Source organism: Erwinia aeris, assembly GCF_041224955.1.
Classification (GTDB): Bacteria; Pseudomonadota; Gammaproteobacteria; order Enterobacterales; family Enterobacteriaceae; genus Erwinia; species Erwinia aeris.
This window is the reverse complement of sequence record NZ_JBGFFX010000006.1, coordinates 234545-248226: the sequence shown is the minus strand read 5'-3', so window position 1 is coordinate 248226 and position 13682 is coordinate 234545. Positions and strand designations below refer to the sequence as shown.

General features: G+C 55.9%; 17 protein-coding genes and 1 tRNA gene. 9 read left to right on the top strand and 9 right to left on the bottom strand.

Annotated features, from left to right (window positions below; translation table 11 throughout):
- The first annotated feature begins 261 nt into the window (after nucleotides 1-261).
- Both AB6T85_RS12295 and AB6T85_RS12290 read left to right on the top strand, forming a co-directional pair.
- Nucleotides 262-1056 carry a mannosyl-3-phosphoglycerate phosphatase-related protein gene (locus AB6T85_RS12295; protein ID WP_253460445.1) on the top strand — a complete coding sequence of 265 codons (795 nt, stop codon included), beginning with the start codon at nucleotides 262-264 and terminating at the stop codon, nucleotides 1054-1056.
- Nucleotides 1057-1107: 51 nt separating this feature from the next.
- On the top strand, nucleotides 1108-2328 hold the full coding sequence (locus AB6T85_RS12290) for a glycosyltransferase family protein (protein WP_253460442.1): 1221 nt from the start codon (nucleotides 1108-1110) through the stop codon (nucleotides 2326-2328).
- A gap of 308 nt (nucleotides 2329-2636) precedes the next feature.
- Here AB6T85_RS12290 and AB6T85_RS12285 read toward each other — a convergent pair whose 3' ends face one another.
- The 4 genes from AB6T85_RS12285 to AB6T85_RS12270 form a co-directional block, all read right to left on the bottom strand.
- Nucleotides 2637-2816 carry a YodC family protein gene (locus AB6T85_RS12285; RefSeq protein WP_125288024.1) on the bottom strand — a complete coding sequence of 60 codons (180 nt, stop codon included), beginning with the start codon at nucleotides 2814-2816 and terminating at the stop codon, nucleotides 2637-2639.
- Nucleotides 2817-2984: 168 nt separating this feature from the next.
- Complete coding sequence (locus AB6T85_RS12280) at nucleotides 2985-3116, bottom strand: hypothetical protein (RefSeq protein ID WP_255416512.1); 132 nt, start codon at nucleotides 3114-3116, stop codon at nucleotides 2985-2987.
- A 39-nt stretch (nucleotides 3117-3155) separates the two neighbouring features.
- Complete coding sequence (locus AB6T85_RS12275) at nucleotides 3156-4055, bottom strand: DUF808 family protein (RefSeq protein WP_253460436.1); 900 nt, start codon at nucleotides 4053-4055, stop codon at nucleotides 3156-3158.
- Between the two features lie 15 nt (nucleotides 4056-4070).
- Nucleotides 4071-4343, bottom strand: coding sequence for a hypothetical protein (locus AB6T85_RS12270; RefSeq protein WP_125288026.1), 273 nt, complete (start codon nucleotides 4341-4343; stop codon nucleotides 4071-4073).
- A gap of 170 nt (nucleotides 4344-4513) precedes the next feature.
- Here AB6T85_RS12270 and yedA point away from each other — a divergent pair, with 170 nt between their 5' ends.
- Nucleotides 4514-5431, top strand: a complete 918-nt coding sequence (yedA, locus tag AB6T85_RS12265; RefSeq protein WP_253460432.1) for a drug/metabolite exporter YedA — start codon at nucleotides 4514-4516, stop codon at nucleotides 5429-5431.
- 59 nt (nucleotides 5432-5490) lie between these two features.
- Here yedA and AB6T85_RS12260 read toward each other — a convergent pair whose 3' ends face one another.
- Both AB6T85_RS12260 and AB6T85_RS12255 read right to left on the bottom strand, forming a co-directional pair.
- Entirely contained in the window at nucleotides 5491-5973 is a 483-nt protein-coding gene (locus tag AB6T85_RS12260; RefSeq protein WP_253460429.1) for a very short patch repair endonuclease, read from the bottom strand.
- Nucleotides 5974-6015: 42 nt separating this feature from the next.
- Nucleotides 6016-7392, bottom strand: coding sequence for a DNA cytosine methyltransferase (locus AB6T85_RS12255; RefSeq protein WP_369895696.1), 1377 nt, complete (start codon nucleotides 7390-7392; stop codon nucleotides 6016-6018).
- 146 nt (nucleotides 7393-7538) lie between these two features.
- Here AB6T85_RS12255 and AB6T85_RS12250 point away from each other — a divergent pair, with 146 nt between their 5' ends.
- Entirely contained in the window at nucleotides 7539-8195 is a 657-nt protein-coding gene (locus tag AB6T85_RS12250) for an epoxyqueuosine reductase QueH (RefSeq protein WP_301251156.1), read from the top strand.
- 48 nt (nucleotides 8196-8243) lie between these two features.
- Here AB6T85_RS12250 and AB6T85_RS12245 read toward each other — a convergent pair whose 3' ends face one another.
- A complete protein-coding gene (locus AB6T85_RS12245; RefSeq protein WP_125288030.1) occupies nucleotides 8244-8492 on the bottom strand; it encodes a hypothetical protein in 249 nt (82 codons plus the stop codon).
- Between the two features lie 73 nt (nucleotides 8493-8565).
- Entirely contained in the window at nucleotides 8566-9270 is a 705-nt protein-coding gene (locus AB6T85_RS12240; RefSeq protein WP_369895694.1) for a phosphohydrolase, read from the bottom strand.
- 581 nt (nucleotides 9271-9851) lie between these two features.
- On the opposite strand from AB6T85_RS12240, the gene AB6T85_RS12235 reads away from it, so the two are divergent.
- From AB6T85_RS12235 to AB6T85_RS12220, 4 genes are all read left to right on the top strand, one after another.
- A complete protein-coding gene (locus AB6T85_RS12235) occupies nucleotides 9852-10511 on the top strand; it encodes a hypothetical protein (RefSeq protein WP_253460419.1) in 660 nt (219 codons plus the stop codon).
- Nucleotides 10512-10708: 197 nt separating this feature from the next.
- Nucleotides 10709-11476: a DgsA anti-repressor MtfA gene (gene mtfA / locus AB6T85_RS12230; RefSeq protein WP_369895693.1), complete on the top strand. Its 768-nt coding sequence runs from the start codon at nucleotides 10709-10711 to the stop codon at nucleotides 11474-11476.
- Nucleotides 11477-11577: 101 nt separating this feature from the next.
- Nucleotides 11578-11653: transfer RNA gene (locus AB6T85_RS12225), tRNA-Asn, on the top strand.
- 393 nt (nucleotides 11654-12046) lie between these two features.
- Nucleotides 12047-12601, top strand: a complete 555-nt coding sequence (locus AB6T85_RS12220) for a UPF0149 family protein (protein ID WP_253460397.1) — start codon at nucleotides 12047-12049, stop codon at nucleotides 12599-12601.
- Nucleotides 12602-12691: 90 nt separating this feature from the next.
- Here the strand turns inward: AB6T85_RS12220 and AB6T85_RS12215 are convergent, their stop codons facing one another.
- Nucleotides 12692-12862 carry a hypothetical protein gene (locus AB6T85_RS12215; RefSeq protein WP_301251002.1) on the bottom strand — a complete coding sequence of 57 codons (171 nt, stop codon included), beginning with the start codon at nucleotides 12860-12862 and terminating at the stop codon, nucleotides 12692-12694.
- A 171-nt stretch (nucleotides 12863-13033) separates the two neighbouring features.
- Here AB6T85_RS12215 and AB6T85_RS12210 point away from each other — a divergent pair, with 171 nt between their 5' ends.
- A complete protein-coding gene (locus AB6T85_RS12210) occupies nucleotides 13034-13675 on the top strand; it encodes a TetR/AcrR family transcriptional regulator (protein WP_253460391.1) in 642 nt (213 codons plus the stop codon).
- The last annotated feature ends 7 nt before the right edge of the window (nucleotides 13676-13682 follow it).

Genomic DNA, 13682 nt, shown 5'->3' with positions numbered 1-13682 from the left:
GCGTAGCCTATCGATTGGCCTTATTAAGAATTTTCTTAACTTCATAGCACATTATTTTTTTTCCTGTGAATTTATCCACCTTTTTTGTCTGAAGCCCTGTCGCCTCGCCTGCTCGCCTGTAAGTAGTTACTTACGTGAGTTATTGCTGTTTTTTAAGAGAATTCCTGGGCGAACCGCTTCGTTTGTTTGCCTGCCTTTTCTGCGCCTTCGATGGATACCGCTATACTTGAGTCACTTGCCTCAGGCTATGGAGAAACAACGATGCCGGCGCTGCATGATCCCCTGATGATAGTTACGGATTTAGATGGTTCCCTGCTGGATCATCATACCTACAGCTGGGAGGCTGCCGAGGCCTGGCTGGCGCGTCTGAAGGCGGCCGATATTCCCATCGTGATCTGTTCAAGCAAGACGGCGGCGGAAATTGAGCCTCTGCAGCGGGCGCTGGATATCGTAGGCGCGCCTTTTATTGCGGAAAACGGGGCCATTGTGAAATGGCAGCAGCAAACGCCTGTCGCTGCCGATCGGCCTTCCGCAAAAGATTATGCGGCGATCTGCAAGACGCTGCGGCAATTGCGTGAGCAGGATGGCTTTAAATTTACCGGGTTCGCCGACGTGACGGAAAAAGAGGTGGCGGACTGGACAGGCCTGACGCCGCGCGACGCCGCCCTGGCGAAAACGCGGGAAGGGTCGGAAAGTTTGATCTGGCGAGATACCAGCGAGCAGTTTACCGCTTTCCAACAGGCGCTGGCGGCGCAACAGCTGGAGCTGGTTCAGGGCGGGCGTTTCTGGCACGTCATGAATCAGGGACGCGGTAAGGGCGCGGCGCTTGACTGGCTGCTGACGCACTACCCGCCTCCCGGCAGCGGCCGCTGGATCACTATCGGTCTGGGCGACGGTCCCAACGATGCGCCCATGCTGGAGAAAGTAGATTATGCCGTCGTGATCAAAGGCTATAGCAAAACCGGCGTGACGCTGAAGCGTCAGCAACATGTTTTTTACAGCGCAGGCTTTGGCCCGGAGGGCTGGAGCGAGGGCCTGACGCACTACATTACCTGATAACAGATTTCCCATGCAGCCCAACTACGGGCCCGGCTTAAGGAACACGCGATGAGTGATTTTTTCCAGAACGGCGTTATCACCAACTTTCATAATCTCACCGCACGTCCAGTTGAGGAACTGGAGCAGGAGCTGGTGCAGTTCGCCACGCGGCGCAAGATGGGACTGATCCTGCCTTCGCTTTTTTCCGAACTGGAAGGCCCGGCGCTCGGCCATATCGTTGACGAGCTGGCTAAGGTGCCCTATCTCGAAGAGATAGTTATCGGCCTGGATCGCGCCGATCGCGAGCAGTTTCTTTACGCCCGCGACTTTTTTTCCCGCCTGCCGCAGCGCCATCGTATTTTGTGGAACGACGGGCCGCGCCTGAAGGCGATTGATGCCGAGCTGGATAAAGAAGGACTTTCCCCTTCTCAACCGGGCAAGGGTCGTAACGTCTGGTTCTGTACCGGCTATACGCTCTCTTCGGAAAGTACCAGCTGCGTGGCGCTGCACGACTGCGATATCGTAACGTATGAACGCGGTATGCTGGCAAGGCTGCTCTATCCGCTGGCGAACCCGTCTTTTCAGTATGAGTTCTGTAAGGGTTTTTACGCCCGCGTGGCCGACAACAAGCTGAACGGTCGCGTTGGCCGCCTGCTGGTTGGGCCGCTGCTGCGTTCGCTGCAGAAAGTGTACGGCCATTCGGAATACCTGGACTATCTGACCAGCTTCCGCTATCCGCTTTCCGGCGAGTTCGCAATGCGCACGCACGTGCTGAACAATATAAAAATCCCCGGCGACTGGGGGCTGGAAATCGGCGTGCTGTCTGAAATCTATCGCAACTACACCACGCGCCAGAGCTGCCAGGTTGAGATCGCGCATAATTACGATCACAAACACCAGCCGCTGTCGGAAGAGGACGGCACCGGCGGCCTGCGTCGGATGAGTAACGATATCGTCCAGTCTTTGCTGCGCAAGATGGCGACAATGGGCGTGGATTTGACCAGCGACTCGTTCCGCGTGTTGAAAGCGACCTATTACCGCAACGCGCTGGATATGATGGAGATCTACAGCCATGAAGCGGCGATGAACGGGCTGAAGTTCGATCAGCACGCGGAAGAGGCGGCGGTGGAAATGTTTACTCAGTCGATTCTGGAAGCCGGACAGTCCTTTATCGAGCGGCCGAACGAAAAACCGTTTATTCCAAGCTGGAGCCGCGTGCAGTCCGCTTTCCCCGACATTATGCAGCGTATCTATCAGGCGGTGGAAGAGGATAACAAGGGCAACGTTTAGTCCCGGTCGCAGACGCGATTGCGTCCTGACGTTTTGGCTATATAGAGCCTGCGGTCGGCAATCGAGCGCAGGCTTTCAAAATGGTAGTCGCCCACTCTGCCCGTCATGGCTGGAGCTCACAGGCTTCTTTTAAGACGCCGTCAGGCCAGAGCCAGGGAGAAAAGAAAAGCAGACGTGAACAACCGCCTCAGAATGGGAATGGGCCAGCTTCACACGGAGGCGCGGGAAAGCGCTTTCAGTTTAGCTGTGCCAGCGCGGCGGGAAATCAATGATAACAGGACGAAATTTCTCGTCCCGTTCGGTCAACGCTAGCTGGCAAGCCGGTTTTGCCCCGCGCTCAGCGCGCAAAGCTCCTCTTCCCGAAACGCTTCGCGCCGCACGCTGTAGCCGTCATACCAGCGACACTCCACCATACCGCTGGCATAGCCGGTAACCACCATTGCCGGACCGCCTTCTTTAAGCTGCACTGCCTCACTGACCATGATCATGCCGTTTCTCCTGAGCTGGAAACTTCGGGGGAAATTCAGGTATAGCAGGCAATCGCGCGGCGCGCCGTTAACGGTAGGTAAAAGTTTTGTTAAAAAGGAATAAGCAGTTAAAAAGGCGAAAATTAAAAAAAGCGAGTAAGGATTACTCGCTTCAAAGAAGGGTCGAACTCAGATTTTGCAGCCTTCGCAGTCCGCTTCGTCGCTCAGGTCAGTCGGGACTTCGCTGGCTTTTTTCTCGGCGTTGGCTTCTGCCTGTTCCAGCTCGGCATCAATATCAAATTCAAAAATATCGTCTTTCATCGTCGCTCCCGGTTTGGTGAAGGGGTGTCTTTATACTGATTATGCCCGCAGTTTGCCAGCCAGATTTACCCCGCACAGCACGATCGATCCGACGATAAAACCAATCACCAGATTTGCGCCGTTGCTGATAAGCGAGCTGATAAAACCGCTGTGGCCCGCGGCCAGATGCTCAATAAAGTGATGGATGAAGGGCACGCCGTGCGCAATGATGCCGCCGCCGACCAGAAACATCGCTATTGTGCCGACTACCGTCAGCACCTTCATCATTTTTGGCGCCAGGGTCAGCAGCACGCTGCCGATACCTTTGGCCAGCGATGAGGTTTTCTGTTGCAGCCACAGGCCCAGATCGTCGATTTTCACGATACAGGCGACAATGCCGTACACGCCGACGGTAACCAGAATGGCGATACCCGCCAGGATCATCACCTGGCTCAGCAGCGGCGCTTCGGAAACGATACCCAGCGTAATGGCCACAATTTCTGCCGACAGAATAAAGTCCGTGCGCACTGCGCCTTTGACCTTTTTCTTCTCGAAGGCGGCGGCTTCCTGCTGCGAGAGATTGCGCAGCCGCTGTTCTCGCGCCGCATCGCTGTTTTTCTCTTTGCCGTGCAGGCTATGCAGCACCTTTTCCACGCCTTCATAGCTAAGGTAAGCACCGCCCAGCATCAGCAGCGGCGTGATCGCCCAGGGGATCCACGCGCTGATGGCCAGCGCCAGCGGCACCAGGATCAGCTTGTTAAGAAAAGAGCCTTTCGCCACGCCCCAGACCACGGGCAGTTCCCGGTTGGCTTTGACGCCGCTGACCTGCTGCGCGTTCAGCGACAGATCGTCGCCCAGCACGCCGACGGTCTTCTTTGCCGCCACCTTGCCCATGATTGAGATATCGTCCATCAACGTGGCGATATCATCCAGTAAAGTCAGTAAGCTACTACCCGCCAAAATTTCCTTCCTTATTTAATGTTCATCATGCTGACAGCAGGGACAGACGTTGACTTCCGCTACCGTCATATCGGCTATGCCTTCGCAATCCCACTCAACCCGCACCGGCTGGCCCGCGTCCAGGTTGTGATGCACAAATTTGCTGACCGGGCTTTCGGTCATCCCGGCGATCTCCTCCGTCGCCACCAGCTGCTCGCCGACAAAAATGCGCGCGGTAGCCTGCGTGTTGACCATGCGCTCGCCGCTGATTTTGTACAGCCGTCTGACTGTGAGTTTGATACTGGCCATCGTCTGTCCTGCTACAGGATGTTAAAGAGTGTGATCTAAGCAAGTATGCACGAGAGATGCAAATTATGTGGACTGAATCGCTTTCCGGCCGTTAAAAAGACGCTATTTCATCTGGTTGAAATCTTTTTTTAACGGTAACTTAACGACCCCAACCCGCTGTGAGAAACCTTATGTTACGTCGTGCGCCCGCTCTGCTTCCGCTTCTGGCCGCTTTGTTCGCCCTTTACTTTATCTGGGGATCGACCTATTTCGTTATTCGTATTGGGGTAGAAAGCTGGCCGCCGATGATGCTGGCTGGCGTGCGCTTCGTGCTGGCGGGCGTCGTCCTGCTGGTCTTTCTGCTGCTGCGCGGCGAGCGGCTTCCCGGCTGGCGAGCGGCAGGTAACGCCGCGCTGGTGGGGATTATGCTGCTGACCATTGGCAACGGCGCGGTGACGATTGCCGAGCATCAGCAGGTGCCTTCCGGTATCGCCGCCGTGATGGTCGCTACCGTGCCGCTGTTTGCAATGTGCTTCAGCCGCCTGTTCGGCATGGCAACCCGCTGGATAGAGTGGCTGGGCATTGCGGTTGGCCTGGTCGGCATTATTCTGCTGAACAGCGGCGGCCACCTGGGCGGTAATCCCTGGGGCGCATTGATCATTCTGATCGGCTCGATCAGCTGGGCGTTTGGCTCGGTATGGGGATCGCGCATCACGCTCCCGACAGGCATGATGGCGGGCGCAATAGAAATGCTGGCGGCGGGTGTGGTTCTGCTGGCGGGCAGCCAGCTTAGTGGCGAAAAGCTGGCTGCCGCGCCGGGCCTGTCCGGCCTGCTGGCGCTGGGCTACCTGACGCTGTTCGGTTCGATTATCGCCATCAACGCCTATATGTTTTTGATCCGCAACGTCAGCCCGGCGGTCGCCACCAGCTACGCCTACGTTAATCCGGTGGTGGCGGTGCTGCTGGGGATTAGCTTCGCCGGTGAAAGCCTGTCGCCGCGCGAATGGCTGGCGCTGGGGGTGATCCTTTTTGCAGTGGTGCTGGTCACACTGGGCAAATATCTTTTTCCCGGCAGGCCGGTGATTAAATCGGTATCTCGTCCAGACTAAGGCGCTATGCGGGGCTTTTATCCATTAGTGGATGCCCTCAGTCATCAATGGCCAGAGCACTATGCAGGGCGTTCGCGCATCAGGTGAATGCCCTGCCAGTCGATTTCGGCGTTACCCTCGCCGGCAAAAAGCCACTCTTCCAGCCTGGCGCTTATCGCCTCGTCCGCCAGCTTGTGCTTACCGCGCAGCGCGCATTCCCAAACCACCAGCACCCGCCAGCCGCTGGCGCTCAGCTGATCGATAAAACGCTTATCGCGCGTCACGTTGCCGCTGATTTTATTCATCCAGAATTCGGTGCGGGTTGCCGGCACTTTAAACAGATAGCAGTCGTGATGATGCCAGAAGCAGCCGTGCACAAAAATAATGGCCTGGGGGTTCTCCAGCACGAAGTCCGGCTTTCCCGGCAGCGTCTTATCCTGCACGCGATAGCTGAACCCGCGCTCGGCCAACAGCTCGGCCAGGCGGGTTTCAATGGCGGTATCCTGGGTACGGATAGCGCGCATATTTTTACTGCGAATTGCGGAAGTGTGAACATCGGCCATAGCATCCTCCTTGAGGTGGCTTAAGTATAGACGCCTCCGGGCCTACTTAACCGCCTGCTTAACCGCCTGCGCTATCCAGGGCTGCAACAGTCTGGCGACGGCGGCAAAGGCGGGCACCACCACTGAATTGCCAAACTGGCGATAGGCCTGACTGTCTGAAACCGGAATGCGGAAACGCGTTTCGCCCGGCGCCTCAAAGCCCATCAGGCGGGCGCACTCTCTTGGCGTCAGGCGGCGCGGACGGCGCTGCTGGTTTTGCGGATGGTCGAAATCCACCTCGCCCTGCTCTTTGTCCCAGCCGCGATCGATCAGGATTTCCGAGCCGTCTTTGTAGTAGCGCGCGGAGAGCGTGCGCACCACGCCGTGCTCTTTATCCGGGTCGACCAGCCCGTAGCCAAAGCCGTTGCCCTTCGCCTGATGCTTTTTCGCGTAGTTATAGAGATATTTCCACAGCGACGGCGTCAGAATATATTTGGCCTCGACCTGGCTGTCCAGCAGCTGGCGCAGCGGGATCCTTTGCTGCGGATAGTGCTGAGCGAGCGCGGAAAGCGTGAATTTGGGCAGGTTTAAATCGCGCCGAAACCCGACCAGCACGATACGTTCACGGTGCTGCGGCAGAAAATGCCTGCCGTCGACGATTTTCGGATCGGCGGCGCCGTTGAGATCCGCATCGGCCACGTCGTAGCCCAGCTCGTCCAGCGTTTCCATAATGATGCGGAAGGTTTTGCCTTTGTCGTGGCTCTTCAGGTTTTTGACGTTTTCCAGCACGAAGATCGCCGGTTTCTTCGCGGTGATAATGCGCGCCACGTCGAAAAACAGCGTGCCCTGCGCTTCGCACTCAAAGCCATGAGCGCGGCCCAGCGCATTTTTTTTCGATACGCCCGCCAGCGAAAACGGCTGGCAGGGAAAACCGGCCAGCAGCACGTCGTGATCCGGCACCTGCTGGTCAATATGCCGATAGGCTTCCTGCTCGCTGACCGGCTGCGCGCTTAGCGTCACGTCGCGGATATCCTGATTGAAAACGTGCGCCTGCGGATCGCAGTACCAGTTCGCCTTATAGGTTCTGACCGAGTATTTATTCCATTCGCTGGTAAACACGCACTGCCCGCCAATCGCCTCAAAGCCGCTGCGGATACCGCCGATACCGGCAAACAGATCGATAAAGCGGAAAGCGTAGTGCGGATGGTGCGCGGGCGGCTGAGGCAGCAGGCGCGCCAGCGCGTCCGCTTCCGCCTGGCTTAACGTCCCGCCCGTGCCTTTCAGCCAGCGGCTTAACGATTCCCGCGTCCACTTAGCGTGACCAACCTGCTGCAGCGTAGCCAGAAGGGTTTTGATATCGTAAACGGCCTGCAGGCGGGCGGCCAGCTGGCGATCTTCCAGTCCAGGCTGCGCCTCTGCAATAGTGTCGAACTCGCTCATAGTCTCTCCGGAAATAAACGCCTGCCAGTCTACCACTTCATCACGCTAAAACCAGGGGCAACCGCCTTTTACTGCGGGCCACGATCCGTGACATCGGGCGGCCATCAGCCTAAACTTGCCGTGTTTAAAACAATGGAGCTGAAATGATGAGCGATATTACGCGACCGCCGTTAACTCTGCCGAACGGCGCGAACAAACTGCTGCTGCACTCCTGCTGCGCGCCCTGCTCTGGCGAGGTTATGGAAGCCATCGCGGCGGCCGGCATCGATTACACCATCTTTTTCTATAACCCCAACATTCATCCACAAAAAGAGTATCTGCTGCGCAAAGAGGAGAATATTCGCTTTGCCGAGAAGCACGGCGTGCCTTTTATCGATGCCGATTACGATACCGATAACTGGTTTGAGCGGGCTAAGGGCATGGAATGGGAGCCGGAGCGCGGCGCGCGCTGCACGATGTGTTTTGATATGCGTTTTGAACGCACCGCGCTTTATGCGCACGAAAACGGCTTTCCCGTTATCACCAGCTGCCTGGGCATCTCGCGCTGGAAAAATATGCAGCAAATTAACGAGTGCGGCGAGCGGGCCGCGGCGCCCTATCCGGGGCTGGTCTATTGGGATTACAACTGGCGGAAAAAAGGCGGATCGGCGCGCATGATTGAAATCAGCAAGCGCGAACGTTTTTATCAGCAGGAATATTGCGGCTGCGTTTATTCACTGCGCGACAGCAACCTGCATCGTAAAAGTCAGGGGCGTCCGTTGATTAAGCTTGGCGTACTCTATTACGGCGATGAAGACGAGTAGCGGCTGACAGGCGTCCCTGACCGGGCAGTCAGGGACGGAAAGGCCTTTTTACTTCTTCTTCTTCGTTTTTTTCAGTAAGGCGCGTACCTGTTTCAGCTCGCTGGCGTTCAGCTGCGGATCGACGTCTTCGAGCACGCTCTGGTTGTCCACGGCCGGATGCTGCTGGGTGGTCAGACTGAGCTGTAAACGCTGGCTGACTTCCTGGCTGAGCGAAATCTGGTTTTCCTGCGCCAGGTTTTTCAGCGTTTCTTTCAAAGCGGGGTCAATTTTTAACGTTAAGCTAACAGCGTCGGTCATGCCTGAATCTCCTGATAAATGTTAGCAACACGGTAGCCTGAAAAGACCTGCTTAACCATACTGTCACAAAAATTTAATATTCCCCCCGCGCCGCGACAAATTCACGCAGCACATCCGGATCCAGCTCGCAAAACTCCCCTTTCAGTTCGGCGCAGAGTTTGGCCATATAGGTAATCAGGAAATCCGCATTATGCTCGGCAAGCCGACGCCCTTCCGCCGTCTGCATGGTTTGCGGCAGCTTAAGCAGCTTCTTCTGAAAGTGATCGAGCGCCCATTCAGCATCATTTAGCGGGCGATTGCGACCCAGCGGATCGGCGCTGTCGAACAGCGAGCGGCCCAGCGCGCCGGAAACATAAAACACCCGAGCCAGCCCGATCGCGCCCAGCGATTCCAGCCGGTCGGCGTCCTGAACAATTTTTGCCTCCAGCGTTTCCGCCGTTATGTCGGCGCTAAAGCTGTGGGCATGTACCGCATGCGCTACCGCCTCACGCTTATCGGCAGGAAAATCAGGAAACACTTCCGACAAAATTCGCCGCGTTTCAACCGCCGCCTTTGCTGAAGCCAGGTGTCTTTCAGGATGGTTCTTAGGCAGGTTGACGATATCGTGGAAATAACAGCTGGTGAGCACAACCAGTTCATCCACCGCCATCCCTTTCATAATACGCTGTGCAGTCAGCCAGACGCGCCGTAAATGGGCGATGTCGTGCGCTTTATCATCCTGCGGCCAGGTCTCAAACAGCCAGCTTTCAAAGCGGGTTTGCCAGTGGGTTAGTGTCATAGCCTTCTCCCTGTAATGTAAAATTGCAGAGACGTCAGCGGCCTTGCTTCACCGCGGCGCCACCGGCGATAAAAATGCGATCTACTTCATGTTTATAACGTTTGTCTTAACACTTCCACAACCCCTTTCCCGTTACCTTCGTCGCCCGCCATTATCAGGTGGCGCGTTTTTAACCAAAAAGATAAACGCTTATAATGTTGTTTTTGCAATAAGTTACCAGCATTTTGTTGCACAGTAAGTTAGAATCAATGCCGGTCGGTCGTTGTTTTTAGCTCATGCCATCATCAGAAAGCTCCGATAATACACCCTTGCGGCTACTGTAAGGGATTGTAAAGGCGGCATATGTCAAATTTATGATGGCCCGGATAATCCGGCGCTAACCGGCCTTCCGAACCCGATCCTGGCCACCCGTCGCACACAGAAAGCGAGAGCGCAGAACGGGTTCAAAAATAAACAAGCACGGCTAATGATTGCATACTTTTTGTATACACTTTTCACTACAGGCTAACAGCATATGCCGGATCCCTTTTCGCCTGACGGCGGCGAGCGGGTCTTAACTAATAAGAAACAGGGGTCAAACCATGAAAGAACGCCCGATTTTGTTTAGCGATCAACGGGTGCGAGCACTGCTCTCAGGCCAGCAGCGCCAGACCCGACGCATTATGAAGTCACAACTTTTTGGTCCAGGCCAGGATAACCATGAAGGATGCTACGGGATTGATGTTCTGAACAATCACTTGCAGGGCAACCGCGTGATGGGCATGGAGAACTTGAGCTACCACTGCCCTTACGGTCAGCCTGGCGATCGCCTGTGGGTAAGAGAGACCTGGCGCGGCCCGGTGGTTCCCGTAGAAGAGATGGCCAACTACGAGCGCAATCCGGCCCAGTTTAAATCTTCCGCCTGGTGCCGCTATCGTGCCGATACCAGCGAGTTCTCCAGCGCAGGCGAAGAAGACGAGCATTTTGGCTGGCAGGCCGGCATCCATATGCCGCGCTGGGCAAGCCGCATTGATTTAATGGTGACCGCCGTTCGGGCAGAGAAAATTCAGGATATCAGCGACGATGATGTGCTGGCCGAAGGCGTGCAGACAGACTCCCATTTTCTGAATAACTTCTTCACCATGCACAACGAGGTCGTTTCGCCTAAGGATGCCTACCGCAAGCAGTGGGCATTGCAGTATGGCGGCACCAGCTGGGAAGTGAACCCCTGGGTGTGGGTTATTGAATTCGAGCGTATATAACGCTGCCCGCAGGCTCCGGCTGGTCTGGGCCGCCGGGGCCTGAATATCTCGCTTCGTCACAGAAAATCGCTGAAACGCTTGCTTAAGTTCGCTCTGCTGTTCCATGCTGCTGTGCCCTTTTATATGGCCTGCTCGCCGGAGACTGCGCCAAGCGATCCGCCGAGGCAGGGTGAGGTTTTTCTGCTGTGGGTTGCATCATGATTAAATGGTTCCGGAAATCCAACGATGCTGTGTTCGACGCGCTGCCCTGGCAGCAGGCGTTAGCTATTCCGCTGCTTGGCGCGCTGAATGACGCCGAGCGGCAACAGCTTATCCAGCTGGCCACGCGCTTCCTACAGCAGAAACGGCTGGTGGCGCTACAGGATTTCGCGCTGGATGAGCTGAAGTCGGCCCGGCTGGCCCTGCTGTTCTGTCTGCCGGTACTTAATCTGGGTTACGACTGGCTGGACGGGTTTCACGAGGTGCTAATCTATCCCGCGCCTTTTATCGTTGACGACGAATGGCAGGATGAGTTTGGCCTGGTGCATCGCGAGAGTATGGTGCAGTCGGGCCAGAGCTGGCAGCAGGGTCCGGTGGTGCTCAACTGGCTGGACGTGCAGGATTCGTTCGATCTTTCCGGCTATAACCTGATCGTTCACGAGGTTGCCCACAAGCTCGACAGCCGGGGCAGCGACCATGCCAACGGCGTGCCGGCTATGCCGCTGCGTCACGTCGCGGCGTGGGAGCACGAGCTGAATGCCGCGATGACCCGTATTGCAGAAGAAATCGAACTGGTCGGCGAAAATGCCGCAACGATTGATGCCTATGCGGCCAGCGATCCGGCGGAGTGCTTTGCGGTCCTGTCGGAATATTTCTTCAGCGCCCCTGAGCTGCTGAACGACCGCTTTCCTGCGCTTTATCCGCATTTTTGCCGCTTCTATCGCCAGGATCCGCTTTTGCGCAACGGCGCGGGCGTAGTACATTAGCTGCGCGCCCTGTTTTAAAGATAGCCAGTTGAAAGGGCTGGACTTTTTTCCTGTTGACACGCCGGTCCGCCCTCGCTACTATGCGCCCCATCGAAACCGATTCCTCTGTAGTTCAGTCGGTAGAACGGCGGACTGTTAATCCGTATGTCACTGGTTCGAGTCCAGTCAGAGGAGCCATATTAGAGAAGCCCGCTCAAGGAAACTTGAGCGGGCTTTTTGCTTTTTGGCCCAGGCCGCTTTTAGCATTAAGCCTGTCCCCACCCGTTTTAAGCGTATAGCCAGCCCTCATTTTATTTTGCTATGCCATAAAATTACACCAGGCACGGGGTAGCGACATTGCCAGGTCTCTACCATCTGAACACCTGCTATTTGCTGCTTTAACCATTGAGCAGGTAATAAATTCAGCCACGCATACTCAGCAAAAGAGCCATAATTGCTGTCAGAGCACGGCCAGCTTCACCAGCCGCCGTTTTTTTAGCGGCAGCGGGCTGACAGGATGGCTTTTTGCGCCCCTGGCATCGAGAATAGCGCCCTGAAACAGTCATTCACGGAATAAAAAGAGGTTATAACATGCAACAAGGACCCTTAACGGCTGAAGAGCTGGAATGGCTCGATAATATTCTGGCGCAGTACGGCACCGATGACGCGGTGCTTGATGCCTCAGAACTGGATGGATTGTTAACCGCCCTGCTCTCTTCGCCGGAACCTGTCTCCGACGAGCGTTTGCAGGCCATTATTTGGGGCGGCGAAAACAATCTTCCGCTTTGGAATGAAACAGACCAGCAGCGTTTCACCGAACTGGTGACGCAGCATCAGAACGATATCGCCGAGCGGCTGAAAGAGTATCCCGAGCAGTTCGAGCCGCTGTTCGGCACCAGCAGCGAGGAAGATCTGGAAGTCACTATCGTGGAAGAGTGGTGCATTGGCTATATGAAAGGCGTAGCGTTAAGCGACTGGTCGGCGCTGCCGGATCACCTTAAGCCTGCGCTCCATGCCATTGCGCTGCATGGCAAGGAAGAGCACTTTAGCGAGCTGGAAAAAATGACGGCGGAAGAGTTTGAGCAAAGCGTGGAGGCTATTAGTCACGCCGCGCTGGAGCTGGCCGGCAACTGGCCGCTACACTAAAAGCGAAGACGTGCCGCGTTGCTGAAGACGCGGCACGCTAAAGCGCATAGCTCGTTCCAGTAGCTGTAGCGCAGCGTCAGGCGGTAGCGATTATTTTTCACCGTAGCCCCTTGCGCGCAGCCAGCTCATCTCAAAGCCGTACAGCTGGCCGATCGGCAGCAGCGATTCGCTCAGCCTTGACGGATCGATGCTCTCTTCGGGCGTAACCGATGGTGTAAACCAGCCGGAAAAGGCGGCAAGATACTTTTTCAGACGAGACATAAATTTCTCCTGCAAAGCGGATGGATGCGTTAAGCGGATTTAACCGCAGGTGCGCCTGGCAGGGAAATATCCACTTCTTCCAACCTTTCCCAAAAATCAGCTTAGGGTTTTTATGGTATTCTTGTCCGCTTCAGCCGCTCAGGCTCTGGATCACGGATTAACTGATTTGCTATGCCCGCACTTGCCAAACGAAAAAACGACCCGGAAGGGTTAAAGAAACGTATTCTTGCCGGCGCGCTGGCTACTTTTGCCGAATTTGGTTTACAGGGCGCGCGCATGGAGCAGATCGCCGACCACGCCGACACCACTAAACGTATGGTGGTCTACCACTTTACCAATAAAGAAAACCTGTACATGGCGGTGCTGGAACAGGTCTACCAGGCTATTCGCCAGCACGAAACCGAGCTGAACCTGACCGAACTGCCGCCGCAGCTGGCGATGCAAAGGCTGGCGGAAGCGAGTTTTGACTATCATCTCTCCCATCCCGACTTTATGCGCCTGGTATGCAGCGAGAACCTGATGCGCGGCCGCTATATCAGCCAGTCTGCGCGCATTAAGACGTTAAATCAGAGCGCGCTTAACGTGCTGGAAGAGATCTTAACGCGGGGCAAAGCCGACGGCGTTTTCGACCCCAACGTCAATACGGTGGACGTGCACCGCCTGATTAGCAGCATCTGTACGCATAATGTCTCTAACCGCTACACCTTCAATACGCTGTTTGGCGATAACGAAAGCGAACAGCAAAGTATTGCCCGCAATCGCCAGCTGGTAGTGGATGCCACGCTGCGCTATCTGCGGCCCGGTGCCGCATAAGGTTGTA